Annotated in this window: 21 protein-coding genes; 17 read left to right on the top strand and 4 right to left on the bottom strand. The window is 68.1% G+C overall.

Annotated features, from left to right (window positions below; genetic code table 11):
- Positions 1-25 precede the first annotated feature (25 nt).
- The 11 genes from VHA82_RS17380 (at position 26) to VHA82_RS17425 (ending at position 11,135) form a co-directional block, all read left to right on the top strand.
- On the top strand, positions 26-502 hold the full coding sequence (locus tag VHA82_RS17380; RefSeq protein ID WP_325546042.1) for an Lrp/AsnC family transcriptional regulator: 477 nt from the start codon (positions 26-28) through the stop codon (positions 500-502).
- A gap of 137 nt (positions 503-639) precedes the next feature.
- Complete coding sequence (locus VHA82_RS17385) at positions 640-867, top strand: hypothetical protein (RefSeq protein WP_325546044.1); 228 nt, start codon at positions 640-642, stop codon at positions 865-867.
- A gap of 108 nt (positions 868-975) precedes the next feature.
- Positions 976-2,262: an MFS transporter gene (locus VHA82_RS17390; protein ID WP_325546046.1), complete on the top strand. Its 1,287-nt coding sequence runs from the start codon at positions 976-978 to the stop codon at positions 2,260-2,262.
- Between the two features lie 111 nt (positions 2,263-2,373).
- On the top strand, positions 2,374-4,917 hold the full coding sequence (locus VHA82_RS17395; protein ID WP_325546048.1) for a UPF0149 family protein: 2,544 nt from the start codon (positions 2,374-2,376) through the stop codon (positions 4,915-4,917).
- Between the two features lie 64 nt (positions 4,918-4,981).
- A complete protein-coding gene (locus VHA82_RS25255; RefSeq protein ID WP_414708669.1) occupies positions 4,982-5,170 on the top strand; it encodes a GFA family protein in 189 nt (62 codons plus the stop codon).
- Positions 5,171-5,285: 115 nt separating this feature from the next.
- Positions 5,286-6,389: an ABC transporter ATP-binding protein gene (locus tag VHA82_RS17400; protein WP_325546050.1), complete on the top strand. Its 1,104-nt coding sequence runs from the start codon at positions 5,286-5,288 to the stop codon at positions 6,387-6,389.
- Positions 6,386-7,309 (top strand): ABC transporter permease, encoded by a 924-nt coding sequence (locus VHA82_RS17405; protein ID WP_325546053.1) that lies wholly within the window; start codon positions 6,386-6,388, stop codon positions 7,307-7,309. Before VHA82_RS17400 ends, VHA82_RS17405 begins: the two co-directional genes overlap by 4 nt.
- Positions 7,302-8,132, top strand: a complete 831-nt coding sequence (locus VHA82_RS17410) for an ABC transporter permease (protein WP_325546055.1) — start codon at positions 7,302-7,304, stop codon at positions 8,130-8,132. The genes VHA82_RS17405 and VHA82_RS17410 overlap by 8 nt, the downstream gene beginning before the upstream one ends.
- 60 nt (positions 8,133-8,192) lie before the next feature.
- Positions 8,193-9,173, top strand: a complete 981-nt coding sequence (locus VHA82_RS17415) for a Bug family tripartite tricarboxylate transporter substrate binding protein (RefSeq protein ID WP_325546057.1) — start codon at positions 8,193-8,195, stop codon at positions 9,171-9,173.
- Positions 9,174-9,199: 26 nt separating this feature from the next.
- Complete coding sequence (locus tag VHA82_RS17420; RefSeq protein WP_325546060.1) at positions 9,200-10,300, top strand: TauD/TfdA family dioxygenase; 1,101 nt, start codon at positions 9,200-9,202, stop codon at positions 10,298-10,300.
- A gap of 106 nt (positions 10,301-10,406) precedes the next feature.
- Positions 10,407-11,135, top strand: a complete 729-nt coding sequence (locus tag VHA82_RS17425) for a GntR family transcriptional regulator (protein WP_325546062.1) — start codon at positions 10,407-10,409, stop codon at positions 11,133-11,135.
- A gap of 87 nt (positions 11,136-11,222) precedes the next feature.
- On the opposite strand, the gene VHA82_RS17430 is transcribed toward VHA82_RS17425, so the two are convergent.
- Complete coding sequence (locus VHA82_RS17430) at positions 11,223-11,621, bottom strand: RidA family protein (protein ID WP_325546064.1); 399 nt, start codon at positions 11,619-11,621, stop codon at positions 11,223-11,225.
- A gap of 31 nt (positions 11,622-11,652) precedes the next feature.
- Entirely contained in the window at positions 11,653-12,255 is a 603-nt protein-coding gene (locus tag VHA82_RS17435; RefSeq protein WP_325546066.1) for a nitroreductase family protein, read from the bottom strand.
- A 91-nt stretch (positions 12,256-12,346) separates the two neighbouring features.
- Here VHA82_RS17435 and VHA82_RS17440 point away from each other — a divergent pair, with 91 nt between their 5' ends.
- From VHA82_RS17440 to VHA82_RS17465, 6 genes are all read left to right on the top strand, one after another.
- The gene (locus tag VHA82_RS17440) at positions 12,347-13,396 is read left to right on the top strand and encodes an extracellular solute-binding protein (protein ID WP_325546068.1); all 1,050 of its coding nucleotides are present in this window, start codon (positions 12,347-12,349) and stop codon (positions 13,394-13,396) included.
- 1 nt (position 13,397) lies between these two features.
- Complete coding sequence (locus tag VHA82_RS17445) at positions 13,398-14,228, top strand: alpha/beta hydrolase (RefSeq protein ID WP_325546070.1); 831 nt, start codon at positions 13,398-13,400, stop codon at positions 14,226-14,228.
- A 64-nt stretch (positions 14,229-14,292) separates the two neighbouring features.
- Positions 14,293-15,393: an amidohydrolase family protein gene (locus VHA82_RS17450; protein WP_325546072.1), complete on the top strand. Its 1,101-nt coding sequence runs from the start codon at positions 14,293-14,295 to the stop codon at positions 15,391-15,393.
- Between the two features lie 10 nt (positions 15,394-15,403).
- Positions 15,404-16,723: an amidohydrolase family protein gene (locus VHA82_RS17455; RefSeq protein WP_325546074.1), complete on the top strand. Its 1,320-nt coding sequence runs from the start codon at positions 15,404-15,406 to the stop codon at positions 16,721-16,723.
- 22 nt (positions 16,724-16,745) lie between these two features.
- Positions 16,746-17,732: a PDR/VanB family oxidoreductase gene (locus VHA82_RS17460; RefSeq protein ID WP_325546076.1), complete on the top strand. Its 987-nt coding sequence runs from the start codon at positions 16,746-16,748 to the stop codon at positions 17,730-17,732.
- A gap of 27 nt (positions 17,733-17,759) precedes the next feature.
- Positions 17,760-18,644: a fumarylacetoacetate hydrolase family protein gene (locus VHA82_RS17465; protein ID WP_325546078.1), complete on the top strand. Its 885-nt coding sequence runs from the start codon at positions 17,760-17,762 to the stop codon at positions 18,642-18,644.
- Positions 18,645-18,983: 339 nt separating this feature from the next.
- Here the strand turns inward: VHA82_RS17465 and VHA82_RS17470 are convergent, their stop codons facing one another.
- Together VHA82_RS17470 and VHA82_RS17475 are read right to left on the bottom strand one after the other, a co-directional pair.
- A complete protein-coding gene (locus tag VHA82_RS17470) occupies positions 18,984-19,313 on the bottom strand; it encodes an AzlD domain-containing protein (protein WP_325546080.1) in 330 nt (109 codons plus the stop codon).
- On the bottom strand, positions 19,310-20,059 hold the full coding sequence (locus VHA82_RS17475; protein WP_325546082.1) for an AzlC family ABC transporter permease: 750 nt from the start codon (positions 20,057-20,059) through the stop codon (positions 19,310-19,312). Before VHA82_RS17475 ends, VHA82_RS17470 begins: the two co-directional genes overlap by 4 nt.
- Between the last annotated feature and the right edge of the window lie 98 nt (positions 20,060-20,157).

Consider the following 20,157-nt stretch of genomic DNA (forward strand, 5'->3'; position numbering starts at 1 on the left):
GCCCAGCAGCATAATGTTCCGGCAAATGAACATCGATGCGATCGATCTGCGGATTCTCGCCGAGTTGCAGCAGGACGGCGCGCTCACGAATGTCGAGCTGGCGCGCCGAGTGCACCTGTCGCCGAGCCCATGCCTCGCGCGTGTGAAGGCGCTGGAGGCCGGCGGCGTGATCGAGCGCTACGTTGCGCTCGCGAGCGCGAAGGCGCTCGGGCTCGGGCTGAACGTGTTCATCAGCATCAGCCTGAAGGAGCAGTCGAAGTCCGCTCTTGCGGAATTCGAGCGCCGCATCGCGGAACACGACGAGGTCATGGAGTGCTATCTCATGACCGGCGACAGCGACTATCTCATTCGCGTCGCCGTCGCCGACATGGCCGCGCTCGAGCGCTTCATCCTGGAGCAGCTCACGCCGATCCCGGGCATCGAGAAGATCCGTTCGAGCTTCGCGTTGAAGCAGGTGAGATACAAGACGGCGCTGCCGCTGCCCACCGGCAAGGCGGCGTGATCGCGCGTCTGCGCGTCTGCGCGTCTGCGAATCGCGTCGCCCCCTCTGTCTTCCGACGAGCCGCGACCCTGCGGTCCTACACCATCTTCGGCCGCCGCGCCAACCCGCGCCGCGCGAGCGGCCGAAGAATGCGCTCCATGGCAGACGAAGCAGACCTCGCATTCGACACGGAGCAGCGGCAGCTCGCGATGGCCCTCCATGCGCAACGCAGCCGCGCATCCTTCCTGAAGCCCCAGGGCTCGTGCCACCACTGCGGCAACGAAGACGGCATCGCCGAGCGTCTCTTCTGCGACGCCGATTGCGCGGCCGACTGGGAGTACGAGCACATGCTGCGACGACGGCTCGGACTCGCCACGACAGCGTGATCCCGCTCGCCGGCTGACTCGCGCCGGCGCCCGGGCGCCGGCAAACCCGCGGTCTGCAGCATCGCGCCCTTGATGCTATCGTGCGTCCTCCACCCGAGGGGACGCACCATGTCCGACACGTCAACGGCCGAGGCCGCGGCGCCCGCATCCACGCGCATCCACTACGCGTGGACCATGCTCGGCGTCGCCTTCCTCTACAGCGTGTTCGCCACGTCGTCGCTCGGCGTGCCGGCGGTGCTGATCCTGCCGATGTCGCGCGAGCTCGGATGGAGCATCGGCGAACTCGCCGCGCCGCAGGGGCTGAGGCTTGCGATCTTCGGCCTGTGCGCGCCGCTCGCGGGCGGCCTCATGCTGCGCTATGGCCCCCGCCGCCTGACCGCGATTTCGGGCGTGCTTCTTCTGATCGGCCTCGCGATCTCCATCACGATGACCACGAAGTGGCAGCTGTGGCTCGGCATGGGCGTGCTGCTCGGGGTCGCGCCGGGCATCACCGCGATGCAGCTCACGGCCGTCGTTCCCGCGCGCTGGTTCGTCGCGCATCGCGGCCTCGCCGTGGGCGTGCTCGGCTCCGCCGTCGCGACCGGCACGCTCACCTTCATGCCGCTCGCGGCCTGGGTGAGCGAGATTGCGAACTGGCGCGTCGCGCTCCTCATCCCTACCATCGGCGTACTCGTGGCATGGCTTCTCTTTCTCTGGCTCGCGCGCGACCGGCCGCAAGACATCGGACTCGATCCGCTCGGCGCGAAGGAGCCGGTGCCCGTGCCTGCCGCGCCGACGGCCAACTTCGTTCAATTGAGCTTCGCCGCGCTCGCCGCGGGCGTGAAGACGCGCATGTTCTGGCTGCTCGCGTTCACGTTCGGCGTGTGCGGCCTCTCGAGCTTCGGCATCACGCAGGCGCATCTCGTGCCGTTTTGCGGCGACATCGGCGTGCCGCTCGGCGTGTCGGCGTGGCTGCTCGCGGTCATCGCGGTGTTCGACATGATCGGCACCATCGGCTCCGGCTGGCTGTGCGACCGGTACGACAACCGCTGGCTGCTTGCCATGTACTACGGCCTGCGCGGCGTCGCGCTCGTCTGGCTCGTGTTCGGCGATGTGTCGACCCTCGCGCTCGTCACGTTCGCGGTGATCTACGGGCTCGACTTCATCGCGACCGTGCCGCCGACGGTGCGCCTGTCCGTGCAGACCTTCGGACCTGACGTGGGGCCGGCCGTGTTCGCGTGGATTTTCGCTTCGCATCACGTGTCGGCCGGGCTGATGGCGATCGCGACCGGTGTGAGCCGCGACCTGATCGGAAGCTACGTGCCGGCATTCCTCTTCGCGGGTGTCTCGTGCATCGTGGCGGCGGCCTTGTTCGTCGGCGCGAAGAAGCCACCCGTACGCCTCGCCGCGGCCTAAAGCGCGGCGTCTCTGCCCAAAGAGGCGCCGGGCGAGGCCCCCGGCAGCCGCCCGCCGAGCGGCGTACCGCGGCCCGGCCCTGGGCACAATGGCGATCCACGCTTCGACACCATGACCACGGATCCAGACCTCAACGTCCCCCCCGGCTTCGAGCCGCTCATGAACGAGGCGGTGCGCCGCATCCTCGCGGGCGAAGCCCTCGATCCCTTCTGCGCCTGGTATTGCGCGGAACTGACGGCGCTGCCGGCCGCCGAGCACGCGCTCGATGCGCAAGGGCGTGACACCGAGGAAAGGCGCGCCCACGCGATGGCGCGCAGCCTCTGGCAGTCGGTGCCCGTACCCTCGAATCACTGGCGTGCGCGCGCGCTGCCCAAGCCCGAGCGCAATGCGCCCTGTTTCTGCGGGTCCGGACGCAAATACAAGCAGTGCTGTGCCGAGTTTGCCGCCGCGGAGCTTCCGATGCCACGCGAGGAAATGCTCGTCTTCGCGCTGTCGCAGGTGGACCCGTCGACGCTCGACGCGAAGTCGCTGCGCGAACTCCCCGCGGAGGCGCTCGGCATCGCAGCGCAGGGCTGGAACGAAGAGGGGGAATACGAACGCACGGCGAAAACCCTGGCGCCGCTCTTCGAGCAGCCCGACAGACTGAGCGACCGCCACGCGAACGCATTCGACGCGCTGATGGACGCGCTGCTCGAAACCGGCCGGAACTCGCAGCGCCGTGCGATCGCCGAGCGCGTGGCAACGAGCCGCGACAAGGTCCTCGCCGTGACGGCGCGATGCCGGGTGGCGACCATGCTGGTCGATCATGGAGACGAAGAGGGCGCCTGGCAGGCCTTCCAGCAGGCGCAGCGCCTGCGCCCGGACGACCCGGAAGTCTGGCAGCTCGAACTCACGCTTTTGCACGCGCAAGGCCGCGCCGAGGAGGCGCGGTTGCGCGGTGGCGTCCTGTCCACCAAGGCAAGGCGCGCCGGGCTGGATGATCTGGCCGCTCATCTGCAGGCGTTCGGCGAGGAGGGCTTCGCATACGCCGGAGAATCCGGCGACGACGACGAGCTCGATCCCGAGGACGAGGAATGGGTGGAACTCTGCGAGCAGTCGCCCGACTTGCTCGACGAGGACGAATGCCTTGCGCTTTACACCGTCGTGCGCGAATCCGCGCAAGACCCCGCGCAGCCGCCGGTCGCGCTCATCGCACCCGGTCGCGATCTGGAGATGCTCCAGCAGCAGTGGAGCCGCCGATTCGCGGTTTCCAGGCCGATCCTCACCGAGTGCTTCTCCGGGAACGCGAGCGGCCTGCTGGAACAGCTGCCGCAGGTGCGCGAGTTCATGAGCGAGCACCCGCACGCATGGTTCGCGGTCGAAGTGCTGGACGACATCCTGCTCGCCGGAAACGATCTGGGCGGCCCCCATGCACCCTCTGCCGTGCTGCACGCCATGTCCCGCGTCGCGGAGCATGGCGTGGCACTGCTCGAGTTCCTGATCGGCCGCGAGACGGCGCGCCTCGAGTGGAGGGACATGGGCTCGCGTCCGTGGCTGCGGCTCATCGCGCAGGCCATCTCGGTCGCCGAATTGCTCGGCGACACGGCTCGCGTCGAGCGGCTTGCCGCATGGGGCATCGAGCTCAACCCGGAGGACAACCACGGCTGGCGCATGGTCCTCGTGCCGCTCTGGCTGAGCGAGGGCCGCACCGACGAAGCCCTGGCGCTCATGGATCGCTACCCGGACGACATGCCGCCGATGGAGCATCTGCGCGCGCTCGCCCTGTTCGCGCAAGGCAAGCGCGAAGAGGCCGAGGCGACGCTGCGCGCCGCGCACGACGCGTTCCCGCGGATCATCCAGTTCCTCTTGCCCGACACGATCGACGCACCCGCGCCGGAAGGCGGGCCCGGTGTGACGGTGGGCGGCGACGAGGAAGCCTGGGAACACAGGATGAGGATGCGGGGCGTGTGGATGCGCACCGGCGCGCTGGAGTGGGTGCGCGGCCTCGGGCTGAAAGCGCCGGCGCCCGCGAAGCCGTCTTCGCGGCGACGCAAGGAGACTTCCGCCCCCGCGACGCGGACGCGCCAGATCGGGGAGTACGGCGCCGAAGACGAGCGCCACCTGCGCGGCCGCTTCGGCGACTTTGCCCGGCTGCACGGCTTGCTGACGGCCGTCGCCTGGTCCCCCGATATGGTCATGCCGGGCAAGTGGCTTCCGATGCTCGAGCCGCTGCGTGCGAATCCGCCCGCATCGCTGGAAGACGCGAACGCCGAGCTCGCCGCGCTCATGAGCCTGTACAACAGTCTGGTCACGCCGTTGATGGCGACGGACACGCGGCCCACGTTTCCGTTCGACAAGACGGTGCGCGCCGTCGCGAACGAAGAGCGCGACGTCTTCGCGTGGGCATCCGGGTTCGTGCAGGGAGCCGAACTGGCGGCGGCCGGCTGGCGGCGCGTGGGTCGCGCGATCCGCAGCGACAGCGGGTCCGGGCCGTTCGCGGCACTGTTGCGGCTGGCGGCGCGTGCACCCGCGCTGCCGGGCTGGCGGGCCCGCAGCGACAGCGGGCAGGCGCTGCTGCAAGAACTCGCGCCCGAGCCGCCGCAGGACGTGCTGCGGCTCGCGCTGGAAGACCTCTGGCCGGCAGTGACGAAGGAGCGGCAGGGACATCGGCGCTGACGGCGCACGCGCTCGAGCGGTGGTCCGCCGATACCGTGCGGTCTCTTCGGTATACCATTCATTCATGCCGGATGAATCGACGCTGGAAGGCGGATGTCTGTGCGCAACGGTGCGCTATCGCATCCGTGCACCGTTCGGACGCGCCTTCTATTGCCACTGCTCCCGCTGCCGCAAGGCAAGCGGGTCGGCATTCGCGGCGAATGCCGCAGTCGCATCGGAACGCTTCGCTTTCGTATCCGGCGAGACGAAATGAGGGTGCTGGGGGAATTGGGGGTTGACATTCTTCCGCACAGGCCCGACGATTGCATCTCATTGGCATACCGATGAAGGATGCCAACGTCGGTCCCATCTCCGGAGAAGCATCCCCCGTGCAGACTTCACGCCGCACCCCCGTACTCGAGCTGCAGGACGTCGCGATCCGCTACGGGGGCAACCTCGTCGTGAGCGGCGCATCCTTTCATGTGGACGAAGGCGAATTCATCACCCTGCTGGGCCCGAGCGGCAGCGGCAAGACCTCCTTGCTGCGCGCCGTCGCCGGGTTCGTGCCCGCGAGTGCGGGGCGCGTCCTGCTGCGCGGCAATGCGGTCCACGACGTCCCGCCGCACGAACGCGACGTCGGCATGGTGTTCCAGAACTACGCGCTGTTCCCGCACATGACGATCGCTCAGAACCTGAGCTTCGGCCCGCGCATGATGAAGATCGCGCCCGACGAGATCCGGGCGCGCGCATCGGAGGCGCTGGCACAGGTTCGCCTCGAGCGTTTCGTCGACCGCTATCCGCACGAGCTGTCCGGCGGACAGCAGCAGCGCGCGGCGATCGCCCGCGCGCTCGCGATGCGTCCTTCCCTGTTGCTGCTCGACGAGCCCATGTCGAATCTGGATGCGCGGCTGCGCGCCGAGATGCGCGTGGAACTCGTTGCACTCCTCAAGCGGCTGCGCATGACCGCGGTCGCCGTCACGCACAACCAGGAAGAGGCGCTCGCCATGTCGGACCGCATCGTCGTGATGTCCGAGGGCGCGATCCGCCAGGCCGGCACGCCCGACGAAATCTACATGCACCCCGCCGACGCGTTCGTCGCCGGCTTCGTGGGCGATGCGAACGTGATCGATGCGAGCCACGACGGTTTCACCTCCGCCGGCGACTCGCTGTTTCGCACGGGGTCGGGGACCCCCATCGCCGTCGCGGGCGACCCCGGCGTCTGCCGCCGCGCGCGCCAGCTCCTCGTGCGCCCGGAAGCGATCCGCATCACCGGCGGCCATCCGGATGCGTCGCCCCGGGAGGGCATCAATTGCTTCGGCGGCCGCCTGCTGAGCGCCGCCTACATGGGCGCCTACACCGAACTGCGCGCGCAAGCCGCGGACATGCAGATCCTCGTGAAGCTGCCCGCCTCGTCGGACGACCGCCGGCTGGCCGTCGGCGACCCCGTCACCATCCAATGGGCCACCGCGGACGTGCGGGCGCTGCTCCCATGAGCGTGGGCGACGCCAAGCTCGATCCTGCGGAGGTAGCCGGCCTGCAGCAGCAGGTGCCGCGCGCTGCCTCGCCCGCCCTGCTCCAGTGGGCGATGCTCGCGCCGGCGCTGGTCGCCGTCGCGATCTTCCTCGTCGCGCTGCTCGACCTGCTCGGCTGGAGCCTGCGCGCGAGCGGCAAGATCGGGATGCTCCCGGAAGGGCCGGTCGGCCTCGGGACGTACGCGCGTCTCGTCACCGATCCGCTCTATCTCGGCGCGATCCTCGCGACGTTTCGCCTTTCGGCGATCGCCACCGCATGCAGCCTCGTGCTCGGCCTTCCGATCGCGCACTGGATCGTGCGCACGCCGTCGGCCCGGGTGCGCGCCACCCTCATCATGCTGGTGGCGGTGCCGTTCATGACGAGCCTGATCGTGCGCCTTTATTCGCTCATGCTGGTGCTTGGCAACAGCGGCCTCGTGAACACGCTGCTCCAGAAGTTCGGCCTGATCGCGGAGAACGATTTCATCCCGCTCATCCGCAACGAGGTGAGCGTGGCGATCGGCCTCACGTACTTCGTGCTGCCGTTCGTGATCTTCACGCTGGCCGGCAGCTTCCGCCGGTTCGACCGGACGCTGGAGGAAGCGGCCCAGAACCTCGGCGCGGACGAGATCGCGACCTTCCTGCGCGTGACGCTGCCGCTCGTGGCGCCCGGCCTTCTCGCCGCCGGCACGCTCGCCTTCGTGCTGGCCGGCACGGCTTTCGCCACGCCGCTCATCCTGGGCGGCAGCGCCGTGCGAATGATCGCCAACGTGATCTACGACCAGGCGATGTTCGCGCAGAACATGCCCGTGGCCGCGGGCCTGAGCGTGCTCGCGCTCGGCTTCACGATACTGTGCCTGGTCGTCTCGGGCCGGCTCGCGAAATGGAGGCGACATGCGTAGGCCGCGAAGCGCCGGACGGCGCGCACTGGGCCGGGCGGCATCCGGATCGGTGTGGGCGATTCGCGCGGGCGCCCTCGCGCTCCTTTTCGTGCCCATCCTGCTCGTGATCGTGATGTCGTTCGCGGGCGACGCGTTCAATTCGCTGCCGCCGAGCACCTACTCGATGCGCTGGTATGCGAATGTGTTTGCGCGCGAGGAGTTCGTGTCGGGCTTCTTCACGAGCCTTGCGGTCGCCGCGATCGCGACGCCGGTCTCCGTCGCGTCGGGGACGCTCGCCGCGTACGCGCTGTGGAAGCACCCGCTGCCCGGCGCCCGCGCGCTCGAGACGGTGCTCATGTCGCCGATCCTGCTGCCGCTCGTGGTGACCGGGCTCGCGCTGCTCGTGTTCTTCAATCGCGTTCCCCTCGGCTCGGGCATCGTGAACATCGCGCTCGCGCACGTGATCATCACGCTGCCCTACAGCTTCCGCGCCGTGCTCGCGGCGCTCGCCCGCTACGACCGGCAGCTCGACGAGGCGGCCGCCTCGCTGCGCGTGCGCCCGCTGGACGCCTTCGTGCACGTCACGCTGCCGGTGATCCGCCCCGGCCTCTTCGCGGGGGCGCTCTTTTCCTTCGTGATGTCCTTCGACGACTTCGCAGCCACGATCTTTCTCATCACGCCCGGCACGCGGACGCTTCCGATCGCGATCTACCAGTACATGGAATTCAATCTCGATCCCACGGTCTCGGCCGTGTCGGCCATGCTCGTCTTCTGCGCGGTGATCACCGTCATCGCGGTCGAACGGGTCCTCGGAATGGACAGGTTCGTCGGTCTGCGAGCTTGACAGTATCCTCTATTGGCATACCATTACGGAATTCCTCAATCGCTTCCGCAGGACTTTCCCATGAGCAATTCTTCCAGCATTTCGAGGCGCACCGCGGCCGCGTGGGTCGCGCTCGCCGCGGCCGGCTGCGGTGCCGCTCGCGCCCAGGTGTCTTCCGAGCCCTTGCGCATGGTCGTGCCGTTCGCCGCGGGCTCGACGATCGACGCGGTGGCGCGCATGGTCGGCGAGCGCTACCAGGAACACACGAAGCGAACCGTGATCGTCGACAACCGGACCGGCGCCGGCGGCATCGTCGGAACGGCGGTCGTGGCCCGGGCGAAGCCGGACGGCAACACGATCGCACTGGTCGCGAACAACTTCTCGACCACGCCCGCGATCCGCAACGACCTGCCTTTCGACGCGATGAAGGATTTCGCGCCCATCGCGCTCGTCGGCTACCTCCCCTATGCCATCGTCGTGCCCGCGAATTCCCCGGCCAATTCGCTGAAGGACCTGTTCGAGGCCGCGCGCGCCTCCAGGCAGCCGATCACCTACGGCACGCTCGGCGTGGGCAGCCACGGGCACTTCATCGGCACGCTGATCGAGAAGAGCACGGGCGTCCCGCTGATGCAGGTGCCGTTCAAGGGCCAGTCGGAGATCATGCTGGGCGTGATGGGCGGCCACATCCAGATGGGCATCAGCAACCTGCAGCTGTCGGCCAAGCAGATGAACGAAAAGCGCGTGAAGGTGCTGGCGACGCTCACCGACAAGCGCAACCCCCTCACGCCGCAGGTGCCGACCTTCCTGGAGACCGGCTACGGCAACGTCGTCGAGAATGCCTGGTATGGCTTCCTCGCGCCCGCGGCCACGCCGGCTCCCGTGCTGGAGGCTTTGCGCAAGGACATCGCGACCGCGCTCGGCGCGGCCGACATCAGGAGCAAGCTGGCCGAAATGGGCATCGTCCCCGTCTCGGCCGGCGCGGGGCAGTTCGGCGAGCTCATTCACGCCGAGCTCGAGAAGTACACGCGCGTGGCGCGCGAAGCGAACATCCACGCGGAATAGCCGCACGAGGCAAGGAGAAAGCGACCTTGACGTCTTCCATCCCAGTGCAGCAGGGCCGCCATGTCTGGAGCGGCACGGAGCTCGCGCAAAGCACCGACTGGATCACCACCTTTACGGCGTCCGAAGCCGACGATGTGCTGTCGGCGCTGGCCGCGGCGCGCTCTTCGGGCAAGCCGCTCGAGCAGATCCGGCGCACCGATTTCCCGCTGCCGCGGCTGCAGGCGAAGTTCCAGGCCCTTTCGCGCGAGCTGGAAAGCGGCCGCGGATTCGTTCTCGTGCGAGGGCTCGATCTGCAGGGCCTGAGCGACGACCAATGCAGAACGCTCTTCTGGGGCCTCGGCCTGCAGCTGGGCGCGCCGCTGTCGCAAAGCAAGCTTCAGAACTACATCGCCGAAGTGAGGAACATCGGCGAGGCGATGGGGCAAGCCACCACGCGCGCGTACCGCGCCGGCGGGCCGCTGCGCTTTCACACCGACCAGTGCGACGTGCTCGCCCTTCTGTGCGTGCGCGAAGCCATTTCGGGCGGCGAGAGCCGCGTCGTGAGTTCGGCGGCGATTCACAACGCCGTGCTCGAGCGCAGGCCGGACTTGCTCGCCGAACTGCGCGGGCCTTTCTTCTTCAGCCGCCAGGGCGAGGAGTACGGCGACGAACTGCCCTGGTACGAGCGGCCGATCTTCGACACCGAGCAGGGCTTCTTCACGAGCATTTTTTCGCGCTCCTACATCGAAAGCGCGCAGCGCATGGCGCAGGTGCCGCGGCTGACCGGCCCGCAGCAGGAGGCGATCGAATTCGTGTCGCGGCTCGCCGACGAGCTGAGCGTGACCATCGAACTGCGAAAGGGCGACATGCAATTCTTCAACAACCACGTCACCTATCACTCGCGCACCGACTACGAAGACCACGAGGACGTCGCGAAGCGCCGCACCCAGTTGCGCCTGTGGCTCGCGACACCGGGCAGCCGCCCCTTGCCGCCGGGCGCCTGCACATTCTTCGGCGATTCGAGGCCCGGCGTGTTCCGCGGAGGCGTGACGCCACCTTCGGGCCGCCGGTTCGCTTTCGCGGATTGGGAGTCGGCCGGCTGGCAGCCCGCGGACCTGCGCGCCTTCGGAGCCGGCCATGCTGCGTGACGCGCCCGCCCCGGCGCGGGACGAACGCGAGGCGCCCGAGGCAATTCGGGGTAGACTCGCGCCCGGCACATCCAGCCGGCAGTCGCCGGGCGGCACTTCACGCGCAATGAGCAAATCCACCGAGGCGGATCGCGTCTTCAACGGTGTCGTCTCCGACATCATGGCAGGGGTCATCCGGCCGCGCGACCGCCTTTCCGAACGCGAACTGGTGTCCCGCTTCGGCGTGAGCCGCACGCCCGTACGGGAAGCCACCAAGCGACTGCTCGAGCGCGGTTTCGTGGAGGCGGGCCCCAAGGGCGTGGCGGTGGTCGTCGACATCGGTCCGGACGACCTGCGCAAGCTCTACAGCCTGCGTCTGCAGCTCGAAGGAGCGGCCGCGCGGCAGATCGCGGCCAACATCCAGCCCGAACAGATCGAAGCGCTGAAGCAGATCAACCGCAAGTTCAAGTCCGCGCTGATGCAGCGGGACTTGCTGAGGATGCTGGAAGTGCGGGCCGAGTTCCACGGCGTGCTCGCGGGGGCCACCCAGAACCGTTGGCTGGAGATGGTGCTCGCCATGCTGCGCGACAAGGCGTACATGGTCCGCCACTATCACTGGCAGGATTTCGACCGCGCGGCACAGACGCTCGACATCCACAACCAGATGATCAAGGCGCTCGAGCGCCGCGACGCCGCGGCGTTCCAGCAGCTGGTCTGCCAGCAGATCAGCGCGGCCATCAGCACCTACGAGAACCGCCTGCAGGTCCCCGCCTGGAGCGCGCCTTCGCCGCGAACATCCGGCACGGCCCGCTCCGCCGCGAAGAAGGCGCCGCCCAGGAAGAAGGCCGCGGCCTGATCCGCTTGCGCGCGGCTCCCGAACGCTGACTTCCGATGCACGGCCGGTGTTCCCGGCCGCTTTCCTTCCACGGTGCGCCCGCCCCTCTCAGATCGCGGCAATCGCGTGGAACTCGATGAGAAGGCCGGGGTCGGCCAGATGGTTCACCTCGACGATGGTGCTCGTGGGAAGGCGATCCTTGAAGAACTCCATCCGCGCGGCCACGATGTCCTTGAACTGCCGCACGTCGGTCGTGAAGACGATCAGCTGCACGATGTCCTCGAGATCGCCGCCGGCCGCTTCGAGCACGGTGCGCATGTTGCGGATGCACTGCCGCGTCTGCTCCGCCATGTCACCCGGGCCCACGAGCCTGCCCTCGCCGTCGCGCGAGAGCTGGCCGGACAGGAAGATGAGCGATCCGGGATTGTCGACGCGGATGTAGTGGTGGTACACGGTCTTGCGAACGTTCGCGAGCTCCGGCGGGTCGCCGCGGGTGATCTTCGTCATCGGAAAGGCTCCTTGCAGGGGTTGAAAGCGTTCATTCGATCCAGGTCGCGATGCGCGCGAGGTCGGGGGCCGGCTTGGGCGCAAGAGGGCGCTCCGTATTGCGCAGGCCGACGTTCACGACGCACATCACGCGCGAGTGCGGTTCGGCGACGCCGGTGAGCGCCATCACTTCGGGCGACTGCGCGAGCTCGCCGGTGGTGATGAGGCTTGCCACGCCGGCTGCCGCGAGCGAGAGGAGGAAGTTCTGCACGGCGGCGGCCGTGGCGAACTCTTCCTCCGCCACGCTCACCTTCGGATGGGTCACGGCGGGCACGCACGCGACGATCACATTGACGGGCGCATCCTTCGCGCGCTGCACGGCGCGGGCCACATCCCGCCCCGTGCGCTTCGCGGCGGCTTCGTAGGCCGCCACGAGCCTGTCACGCGCGCCGCGGTCGACGACGAAGAACCGCCAGGGCGAGGTGCGATGGTGGTTCGGCGCGAGCGCGGCATCCCTCAGCGCCCGCTCGATCACGCCGCGCGGCACCTCCTCGTCGAGATAGGCGTAGACCGAGCGGCGGCGCACGGCGAGCCGCGAAAACTGTTCCTGGAGCACATCGGCCACAGGGGAATCGGTGTTGACAGTTGCCTCCATGGCGTTCAGTATGTTGTATCGGCATACCAATGATACATGCCGAATTTGCACCATGCTCTCATTCACCCCTCATTGCGCAAGGACTTCGACCATGAAACTCACTCGCATCGTTCCAGCCGCCCTGCTGCTGGTGGCCGCACAGCTCGCCTGCACGACGGCGGCGGCATCGGAAATCGTGCTCGCGACCTGGGGCGGCACCTGGGGCAAGGCAATCGCCGAGCAGGCGATCGCTCCCTTCGAAAAGGCGACGGGCGTCACCGTCCGCGTCATCTCGGGCGTGTCGCTCGGCAACATCCAGATGATTGCCGCGCAGCGTGCGGCGCCGAAGATCGACCTGGTGATGGCGACCACGAGCGATGCCGCGACGGCCTACGGCGACGGCCTGCTCGCGCCGCTCGACCCGAAGGAGATTCCGAGCCTCGCGCAGCTGCCCGAAAGCGGCGTCCGCAGGGACCGCAACGGCGCGGCCATGTTCGCGGGGATGTGGGTGTATCCCTACGGGATCATCTATCGCACGGACAAAGTCAAGGACGCAATCAAGTGCTGGAAGGACCTCTGGCGCCCCGACCTGAAAAACCGCGTCGGCGTCTCCTCGCCGAAGTACATGAACAGCTACTTCCTCCTGATGGCGAACAAGCTCGCCGGCGGCAGCGAAGCGGACGTGGCGCCCGGGCTCGAGATGGTGAAGAAGATGGGCTCCAACCTCGTTGCCGTCGTCGACGACTCCGCGGGCCAGCAGCGGATGCTCGGCCAGGGCGAAGTGTGGGCGGTCCCCATGGTTTCGAGCGCCGCGTACAAGCTGATCGACGAAGGTGTGCCGGCGAAGTTCGTCATTCCCTGCGAGGGCGCCCCGGCGGGGATGGACGTGGTCGCGCTCGTGAAGAACGGCCCCAATCCGTCGGATGCGAAGAAGTTCATCGACTTCTACCTGCGCGCGGACACCATCGCGAACGTCACGCGCGAGCTGAAGATCACGCCCGTCAATCGCCACGCGAAGCTCACGCCGGAGCATGCGAAGTACACCGTCTCCGACGAGGACTTTCGCCGGCTCGTGACGTTCAGCGAACCGGCCATCGCCGCCGGCCGGGCGAAGTGGCAGGACGCGTGGGACCGCGAAATCGCCCCGATGACGCGCCGCTGAGATGCCGCACGTCGTCGCCAACGGCATCCGGACCTTCTACCGCTCGGCCGGGGAGGGTCCTCCTTTGCTCCTCATCGCCGGCAACGGCATGGAGCACACGACCTTCGACGAGCAGTTGCCGTCCTTCGCGCGGCACTTCCGCTGCATCGTCTACGACCTGCGCGGCATCGGCGCGAGCGACGTGCCGGCGGACGGCTACACGACCGCCGGGATGGCACGCGACGCGCGCGGTCTGCTCGACGCGCTCGGCATCGAGCAGGCGCACGTGGCGGGCTATTCGCTCGGCGGCGCGATCGCGCAGGAGCTCGTCCTGGCCGAGCCGCGGCGCGTGCTGTCGCTGTCGCTCTATGCGAGCTACGACCGTCCGCAGCCGTACATGCGGCTTCGCTACGACATCCTCGTCGACATCACGCTGCATTGCAGCCCGCGGCTGTGGGCGATGTACAGCGCGTTCTCGGCCTTCGGCGCCGAGTACATCGACGCTCACGAGCAGGCCGTGCGCGACGAGATCGACAAGCGCATCGCGCGCTGGGAAAGCGGCAGCGCGCCCGATCGCCATGGCCTCGCGGGCCACTACCGCGCGATCCTCTCGCACGACACGCTCGATCGGCTGCAGGCGATCCGGTGTCCGACGTGGATCGCGGTCGGCTCGTCGGACGCCGTGACGCCACCTGCTCATTCGCGCCGCATGCACGAGGCGATCGCCGGCTCCGAGCTGCGCATCTACCCGGGGAAGCCTCATCGCCTGCTGAACTTCGAAGCCGCGGCGTTCAATCGCGACGCGCTCGAATTCCTGCTGCGGCATCGCTCCGGGCAAGCATCCGCGCATTGACTGGCATACCATTACGGTATATATTCACGACACTCCCACTCACGAAGCAAGGCAGACCCCGGTCATGGACAAGATCATCATTTCCTCGGATTCGCATGTTTTCGAGCCCACGGATCTCTGGCAGAAGACGCTCGGCGCGCGATTCGGCGACGACGTGCCGCACGGCGTGAGCAACTTCGAGGGCCACAGCGGCAACTTCTTCTGCGTCGGCCGCCCGGGCGAGGCGGCGCGCATGGACGAACTCGTCGCCGACGACGGCAAGGACCGCCGGCTCGACGACCTGGCCAAAGCAGGGTCCGATCCCGTCTACCGGCTGCAGCTCATGGACCAGGACGGCATCCATGCCGAAGTGCTCAACCCGACCTGGGGCCTGTGGATTCCGCGCATGGCCAACGCCGCCGCACGCAACGCATGCGCGGAAGTCTTCAACGACTGGATTCAGGAGTACTGCTCGCAGGACCTGAAGCGCCTGCTCGCGGTCGCGATGATTCCGATCGTCGACGTGGACTGGGCCGTGAAGGAGCTCGACCGCGTCGTGAAGCGCGGCGCACGGGCGATCATGATCGGGACCAATCCCGTGGACGGCGCCGCGCCTTACCGCGACCGCCGCTACGACCCGTTCTGGGCCGCCGCGCAGGAAGCGGGCCTTCCGGTCACGCTGCACATCGTCACCGGCAAGGTGCGCGACCCCTTCACCTACCATGGCGACAAGGAGCGGGAGAACGTGCCCGCGAGCTTCCTGGACCTCTTCTACGAGGCACAGCCCGCGCTCGCCAACGAGTTCATCTTCGGCGGCATCTTCGACCGCTTCCCGCGGCTGAAGATCTTCCTGTCGGAATACGACGCCTCGTGGCTGCCGATCCTCAAGTACCGCCTGAACCGCATCCAGACCTTCCCCGGCTTCGACCACCTGCAGAAAAAGCCCGCGAGCCGCTACGTGGAAGAGAACGTCTACGCCGGGATCATCAACGATCCGCTCGCCGCGAAGCTGCGCAACGAAATCGGCATCGACCGCATCATGTGGGGCTCGGACTTCCCCCATCCGCCCTGCCCCTATCCCAACACCACGCAGAACATCGACCGCATCCTCTCGGAGCTCACTCCCGAGGACCGCTTCAAGGTGGTGGCCGGCAACGCCGCGAAGCTCTTCCGCATCGAGCTCTGACGGAGGCGCCATGGCGAAGATCCTGGAGATCGCGGGCGCGACGCTCATCGACGGCACGGGCCGCGCACCGATGGAAGACGCGACGCTGCGCATCGTGGACGGCCGCATCGCCGCCTCCTGGCAGCACGCCGACCGTCCGCGCGACGCGGCCGCGCCCGCCGACGAAGTGGTGCAGGCGCAGGGCAGGACCGTGATCCCGGGCCTCATCGACTCGCACTGCCACATCTCGTACGGCGAAGGCAAGAGCGCGGAGGAAGTCGACATCTACGGCGGCCCCGAATGGGCGGCCGTGCGCGCGGTGTGGAACGCGAACAAGGTGCTGCAAAGCGGCTTCACGTCGTTCTGCGATCCGGGCTCCACCTGGAACGTGGCGGTCACGTGCCGCGATGCGATCGAAAGCGGCATGTTCCCCGGTCCGCGCATCTTCGCCGCGGGCCGCCACATCGCCGCGGACGGCGGCTTCGCGGACTACTTTCCGGGATGGCTCGGCATGCCCGTGTCGGCCGAGGGCGTGCTGTGCTCCACGCTCGAGCAGATGCGCAAGGAAGTCCGCATGCAGGTGAAAAACCGCGTGGACCTCGTGAAGATCAGCGGCGACAGCCAGGCGCAGGACCGCGACTGCAACGCCGGGCCTTGCATGTCCGACGACGAAATGGCCGGCATCGTTCAGGCGGCGCACGCGCTGGGGCGCAAGGTCACGATCCATTCGCGCTACGCGAAGACCGTTGCCGCCGCGGCGCGCGCGGGGGTCGACTGGGTGATCCACGCGTCGTACATGGACCCGGCAGACATCGGGCTCCTGCGCGACCGCCAGGTGCCGGTCTGCCCCACGATGACCTACACCGCCAACATCGTGCAGCACGGACGCGACGTCGGCGTGGACCCGAACTACATCGAGACCAAGCAGCGCGAGCTCGATTCGCTCGTGACGGTGCATCGCCGCTCGATCGAAGCGGGCGTGCCGATGATGGCGGGCTCCGAGGCCGGCTTTTCCGTCACGCCCTACGGGCAATGGCATTCGCGCGAGATCGAACTGATGGTGGAACTGCTCGGCATGAAGCCGATGGATGCGATCGTCGCCGCCACGTCCGGCAACGCCAGGGCTTTCGGCTGGGACCGGCAGGTGGGCAGCCTCCTGCCGGGCCTGTGGGGCGACTGCGTGATCCTCGACGGCGACCCGCTGAAGGACATCCGTGTGCTCGGCGACGCGAGGCGGATTCTCGCGGTCTACAAGGGCGGGGTCGCGGTCGATCGCACGCCCGTCGCACCGCGCAGGCGGATGGGCCACGAGCGGTCCCTCGCCGTCTCGACGAGCGTGCTCACACGCTGACGGCGCAATGGGACTCGATGCGATGAATGCACCCGAAATGTCTGGCGGCGAATGGCTGGACGCTGAAGTTCGCGATGCAACGCCCGTGGGAGAAGGCACGCTGCTGCTGAAGCTGTGCGCGGCAAGCGGCACGCTTCCTTCCTATGAGCCCGGCGCGCACGTCGCGGTGCGCTGCGGAGACGCCGTGCGCCACTACTCGCTTTGCGGCCGCGGCGACGCTGCGGCGCAGTACCTGCTCGGCGTGAAACTCGCGCCCGATTCGCGCGGTGGCAGCCGCTGGCTCTTCGACAACGCGAGGCCGGGCACGACGCTGCGCATTTCCGCACCGCGTAATCATTTCCCGCTGGACGAAGGACGTCCCGCCTACTTCTTCCTGAGCGGCGGAATCGGCCTCACGCCCATCCTCGCGATGCTTCTGCACCTGCGCGAGCGCGGCGTGCGGGCACGGCTCGTTCACATGTGCCGCGCGCGCGCCGAACTCGCGTTCGCGGACTGGCTGGAGGATCTCGCGTCGTTTCACGACGTGCACGTCCACTGCGATGCCGAGGCGGGCGCAATATACGACGTCCGCGCCGCGCTGGCCGATGCGCCAGCCGACGCCGCCGTCTATTGCTGCGGGCCGGCTGCGCTGATGAACGCCGTGAAGGAGGCGGGCGAACGGCTCGGGCGCATCGACCGCTACCGCTTCGAGTTCTTTTCGGCGCCACCGCAGGAACCGGAGCCTCGCGAACCGGCGCAGCCCGCCGAGTTCGTCGTGGTCCAGGCGAGCACGGGCCGCGGCATTCCCGTTCCCGCCGACAAGACGATGCTGCAGGCCCTGCGCGATGCGGGGCTCGAGATGAAGAGCGAATGCGAATACGGCGTCTGCGGCTGGTGCGCGGTGGGCGTGCTCGACGGCGAACCGAAGCACTTCGATTCGTACCTGACGGGCGCCGAGCGCGCTTCCAACAAGCTCGTGCTGCCTTGCGTCTCGCGCTGCGCGAGCGCTTCGCTCACGCTGGACATCTGAAACACCGCAAGACCCAGGAGAAGTTCAATGAAACTCGCAAGCTACGTGCTGCGCAACGACCCCGCGATGCGCCGCGTGGGCGTTCTGCGCGGCGAGCGCCTGTTCGATCTCGACGCCGCTTCGATGAAGGCCTTGCTCGCGCAAGGGCCCGAAAGACTCGCGGCCATCGGCGCGTCGGTGGACCGGCTGCCGGGGACCGGGCACGCCTTGTCCGACGTGCGCTTCCTTCCGGTCGTGCCCGATGCGAACAAGTTCCTGTGCGTCGGCAAGAACTATCGAAGCCACCTCGAGGAGTTGAGGCGCAACGACCTCATCAAGGAATTGCCCACCGAGCCCACCGGCTTCATCAAGCTGAACGACTGCCTCGCGGGGCACGAGGAGCCCGTGGTGCGGCCCGCCTCGGTCACGCATCTCGACTACGAACCCGAACTCGTCTTCGTCATCGGCAAGCCCGCATACCAGGTGAAGGCGCAGCACGCGTTCGATCACGTGGCCGGCATCACGATCCTGAACGACCTCACGTGCCGCGATACGCAGAAGCGCGAAGTGGCCTCCGGTTCCCGCTTCTGGACCGCCAAGAACGCGCCCGGCTTCGGGCCTCTCGGCCCGTACCTCATCACGATGGACGAAGTGCCCGACCCGTACGACATCTGGGTCACGTGCAGCGTGAACGGCGAGCAGCGCATGCGCGTCAACACGCGCGACCAGATCTGGCGGCTGCCGCAGATCGTGGAGCACTTCTCGCGGCTCGTGCCGCTCATGCCGGGGGACATGTTCTCGACGGGTGCACCCGGGGGCGTGGCGGTCGGGCAGGCCAATGCCGAAGCGCTCTTCCTGAAGCCGGGAGACGTCGTCGAGTGCGCTTTCGAGCAACCCGCCATGGCGCTGCGCAACCGGATCGTGGCGCCTTAGTGGTATGCCATTCATGAACACCGATTGCTTGAGCTTTGACTCGCGTCAAGGCAAGCGGACCGAGGCCGGCCGACACTGCTGCGCATGCAGCATACGAAACTCCTTCCTCCCGGATTCGCTCGACACGGCTCGCCGGTGCGCGAGGCACTGTCGGCGATCTTCTTTGTTCGCGGATGGCTGGCGCCCCTGCGCGCTGTCGTCACCCGTGCACCGCAGCCCGAGCAGAAGCGCGAGGCGCCGGTGCGCGATGACGCCTGGATGCAGCTGTGGCGCCAAGGGTGATTGCGAATCGGCGGTCGGCGCCGGACAGCTCGTGTCGAGCACGCCCGAAGCGCAGGCCTACCACCCCAGCCCGAACCGCAACAGCAGCATCACGCCGGTGCCGCACACGATGGTGCCGAACAGGCTGCTTCGCCACATGTAAAAGACGAGGCCCGCAAGGCCACCGAAGATGCGGGGGTCGCGCCATGTGTCGATGAGGTGCCCCTGAGTGATCGCGAGCTCCGGCGCGACCACGGCGGCGAGCGCCGCGATGGGCGCATAGCGAAGCCCCTCCACCAGCCATCGCGGCATCGGCAGGTCGTCCTTCGGCAGCAGGAAGAACGCGCGGCACAGAAGCGTGACGGCTGCCATGCCCAGTGACGTGATGAAGATCTCGAAAGCGCTCACGTGGCGGCCCTCGAGCGCGCGCGCGCATGGTCGGCCAGCACACCCACCGCGACGGCGGCGGCGATGGCGACGAGAATGTTCAGCTTCAGCGGCAGCGCGTAGGCGGCAATCGCCGCGCAGGCTGCGACCACGGCCGCGGCCCAGGTCGAGGCGCTGCGCAACTGCGTGCACGTGAGCGCGAGCAGCGCCATGGTGCCCGCGAAGCCGAGTCCCCACGAGGCCGGGATGCCTGCGCCCGCGACGATGCCCGTCACGATCGCAACCTGCCACATCGCGCCGGACAGGAGCGCGCTGCCCAGGAAGTATTCTTCGTGCCTGCAGTGGGGGACGGGCTCGGGGAAGCGGCGGATGAAAAGCGCGAAGTTCGTGTCGCCCATCAGGTAGCTCATGGCGATGCGCTGCCGGCGGGGGAGGTGCAGGAAATACGGCCGGTAGTGGAAGCTGAAAGCCATGAACCGCAGGTTCACGCACAGCGTGGTCGCCCACACGACCCACATCGGCGCATCGGCCGCGATGAGCGGCAGCGCCGCGATCTGCGCGGAGCCCGCGTACACGATGAGCGACATGAAGATGGCCATGGGCACGCCCATGCCGCTCTTGGCCACGGCAACGCCCGCGACGAGCCCCCATGCGGCGACGCCGATGCCCATGGGCACGGCGTCGCGCGCGCCTTCGCGGAACATCGGACGGCGCGAATAGGCGAGCGCCTGCGTGCGAATAGATGCGAAACGGGAGACCAGTGACAACGCTTTCCCCTGAAGCGGGGATTGTCTCGCGAAAGCCGCCGGGTGGCTTTCAGGAAGCTGTGGGCACGGGCGGCGTCCCAACGAACCGGGGCCGCGCC

This window comes from Ramlibacter sp. (assembly GCF_035548915.1).
In the GTDB taxonomy this organism is placed as follows: Bacteria; Pseudomonadota; Gammaproteobacteria; order Burkholderiales; family Burkholderiaceae_C; genus Ramlibacter.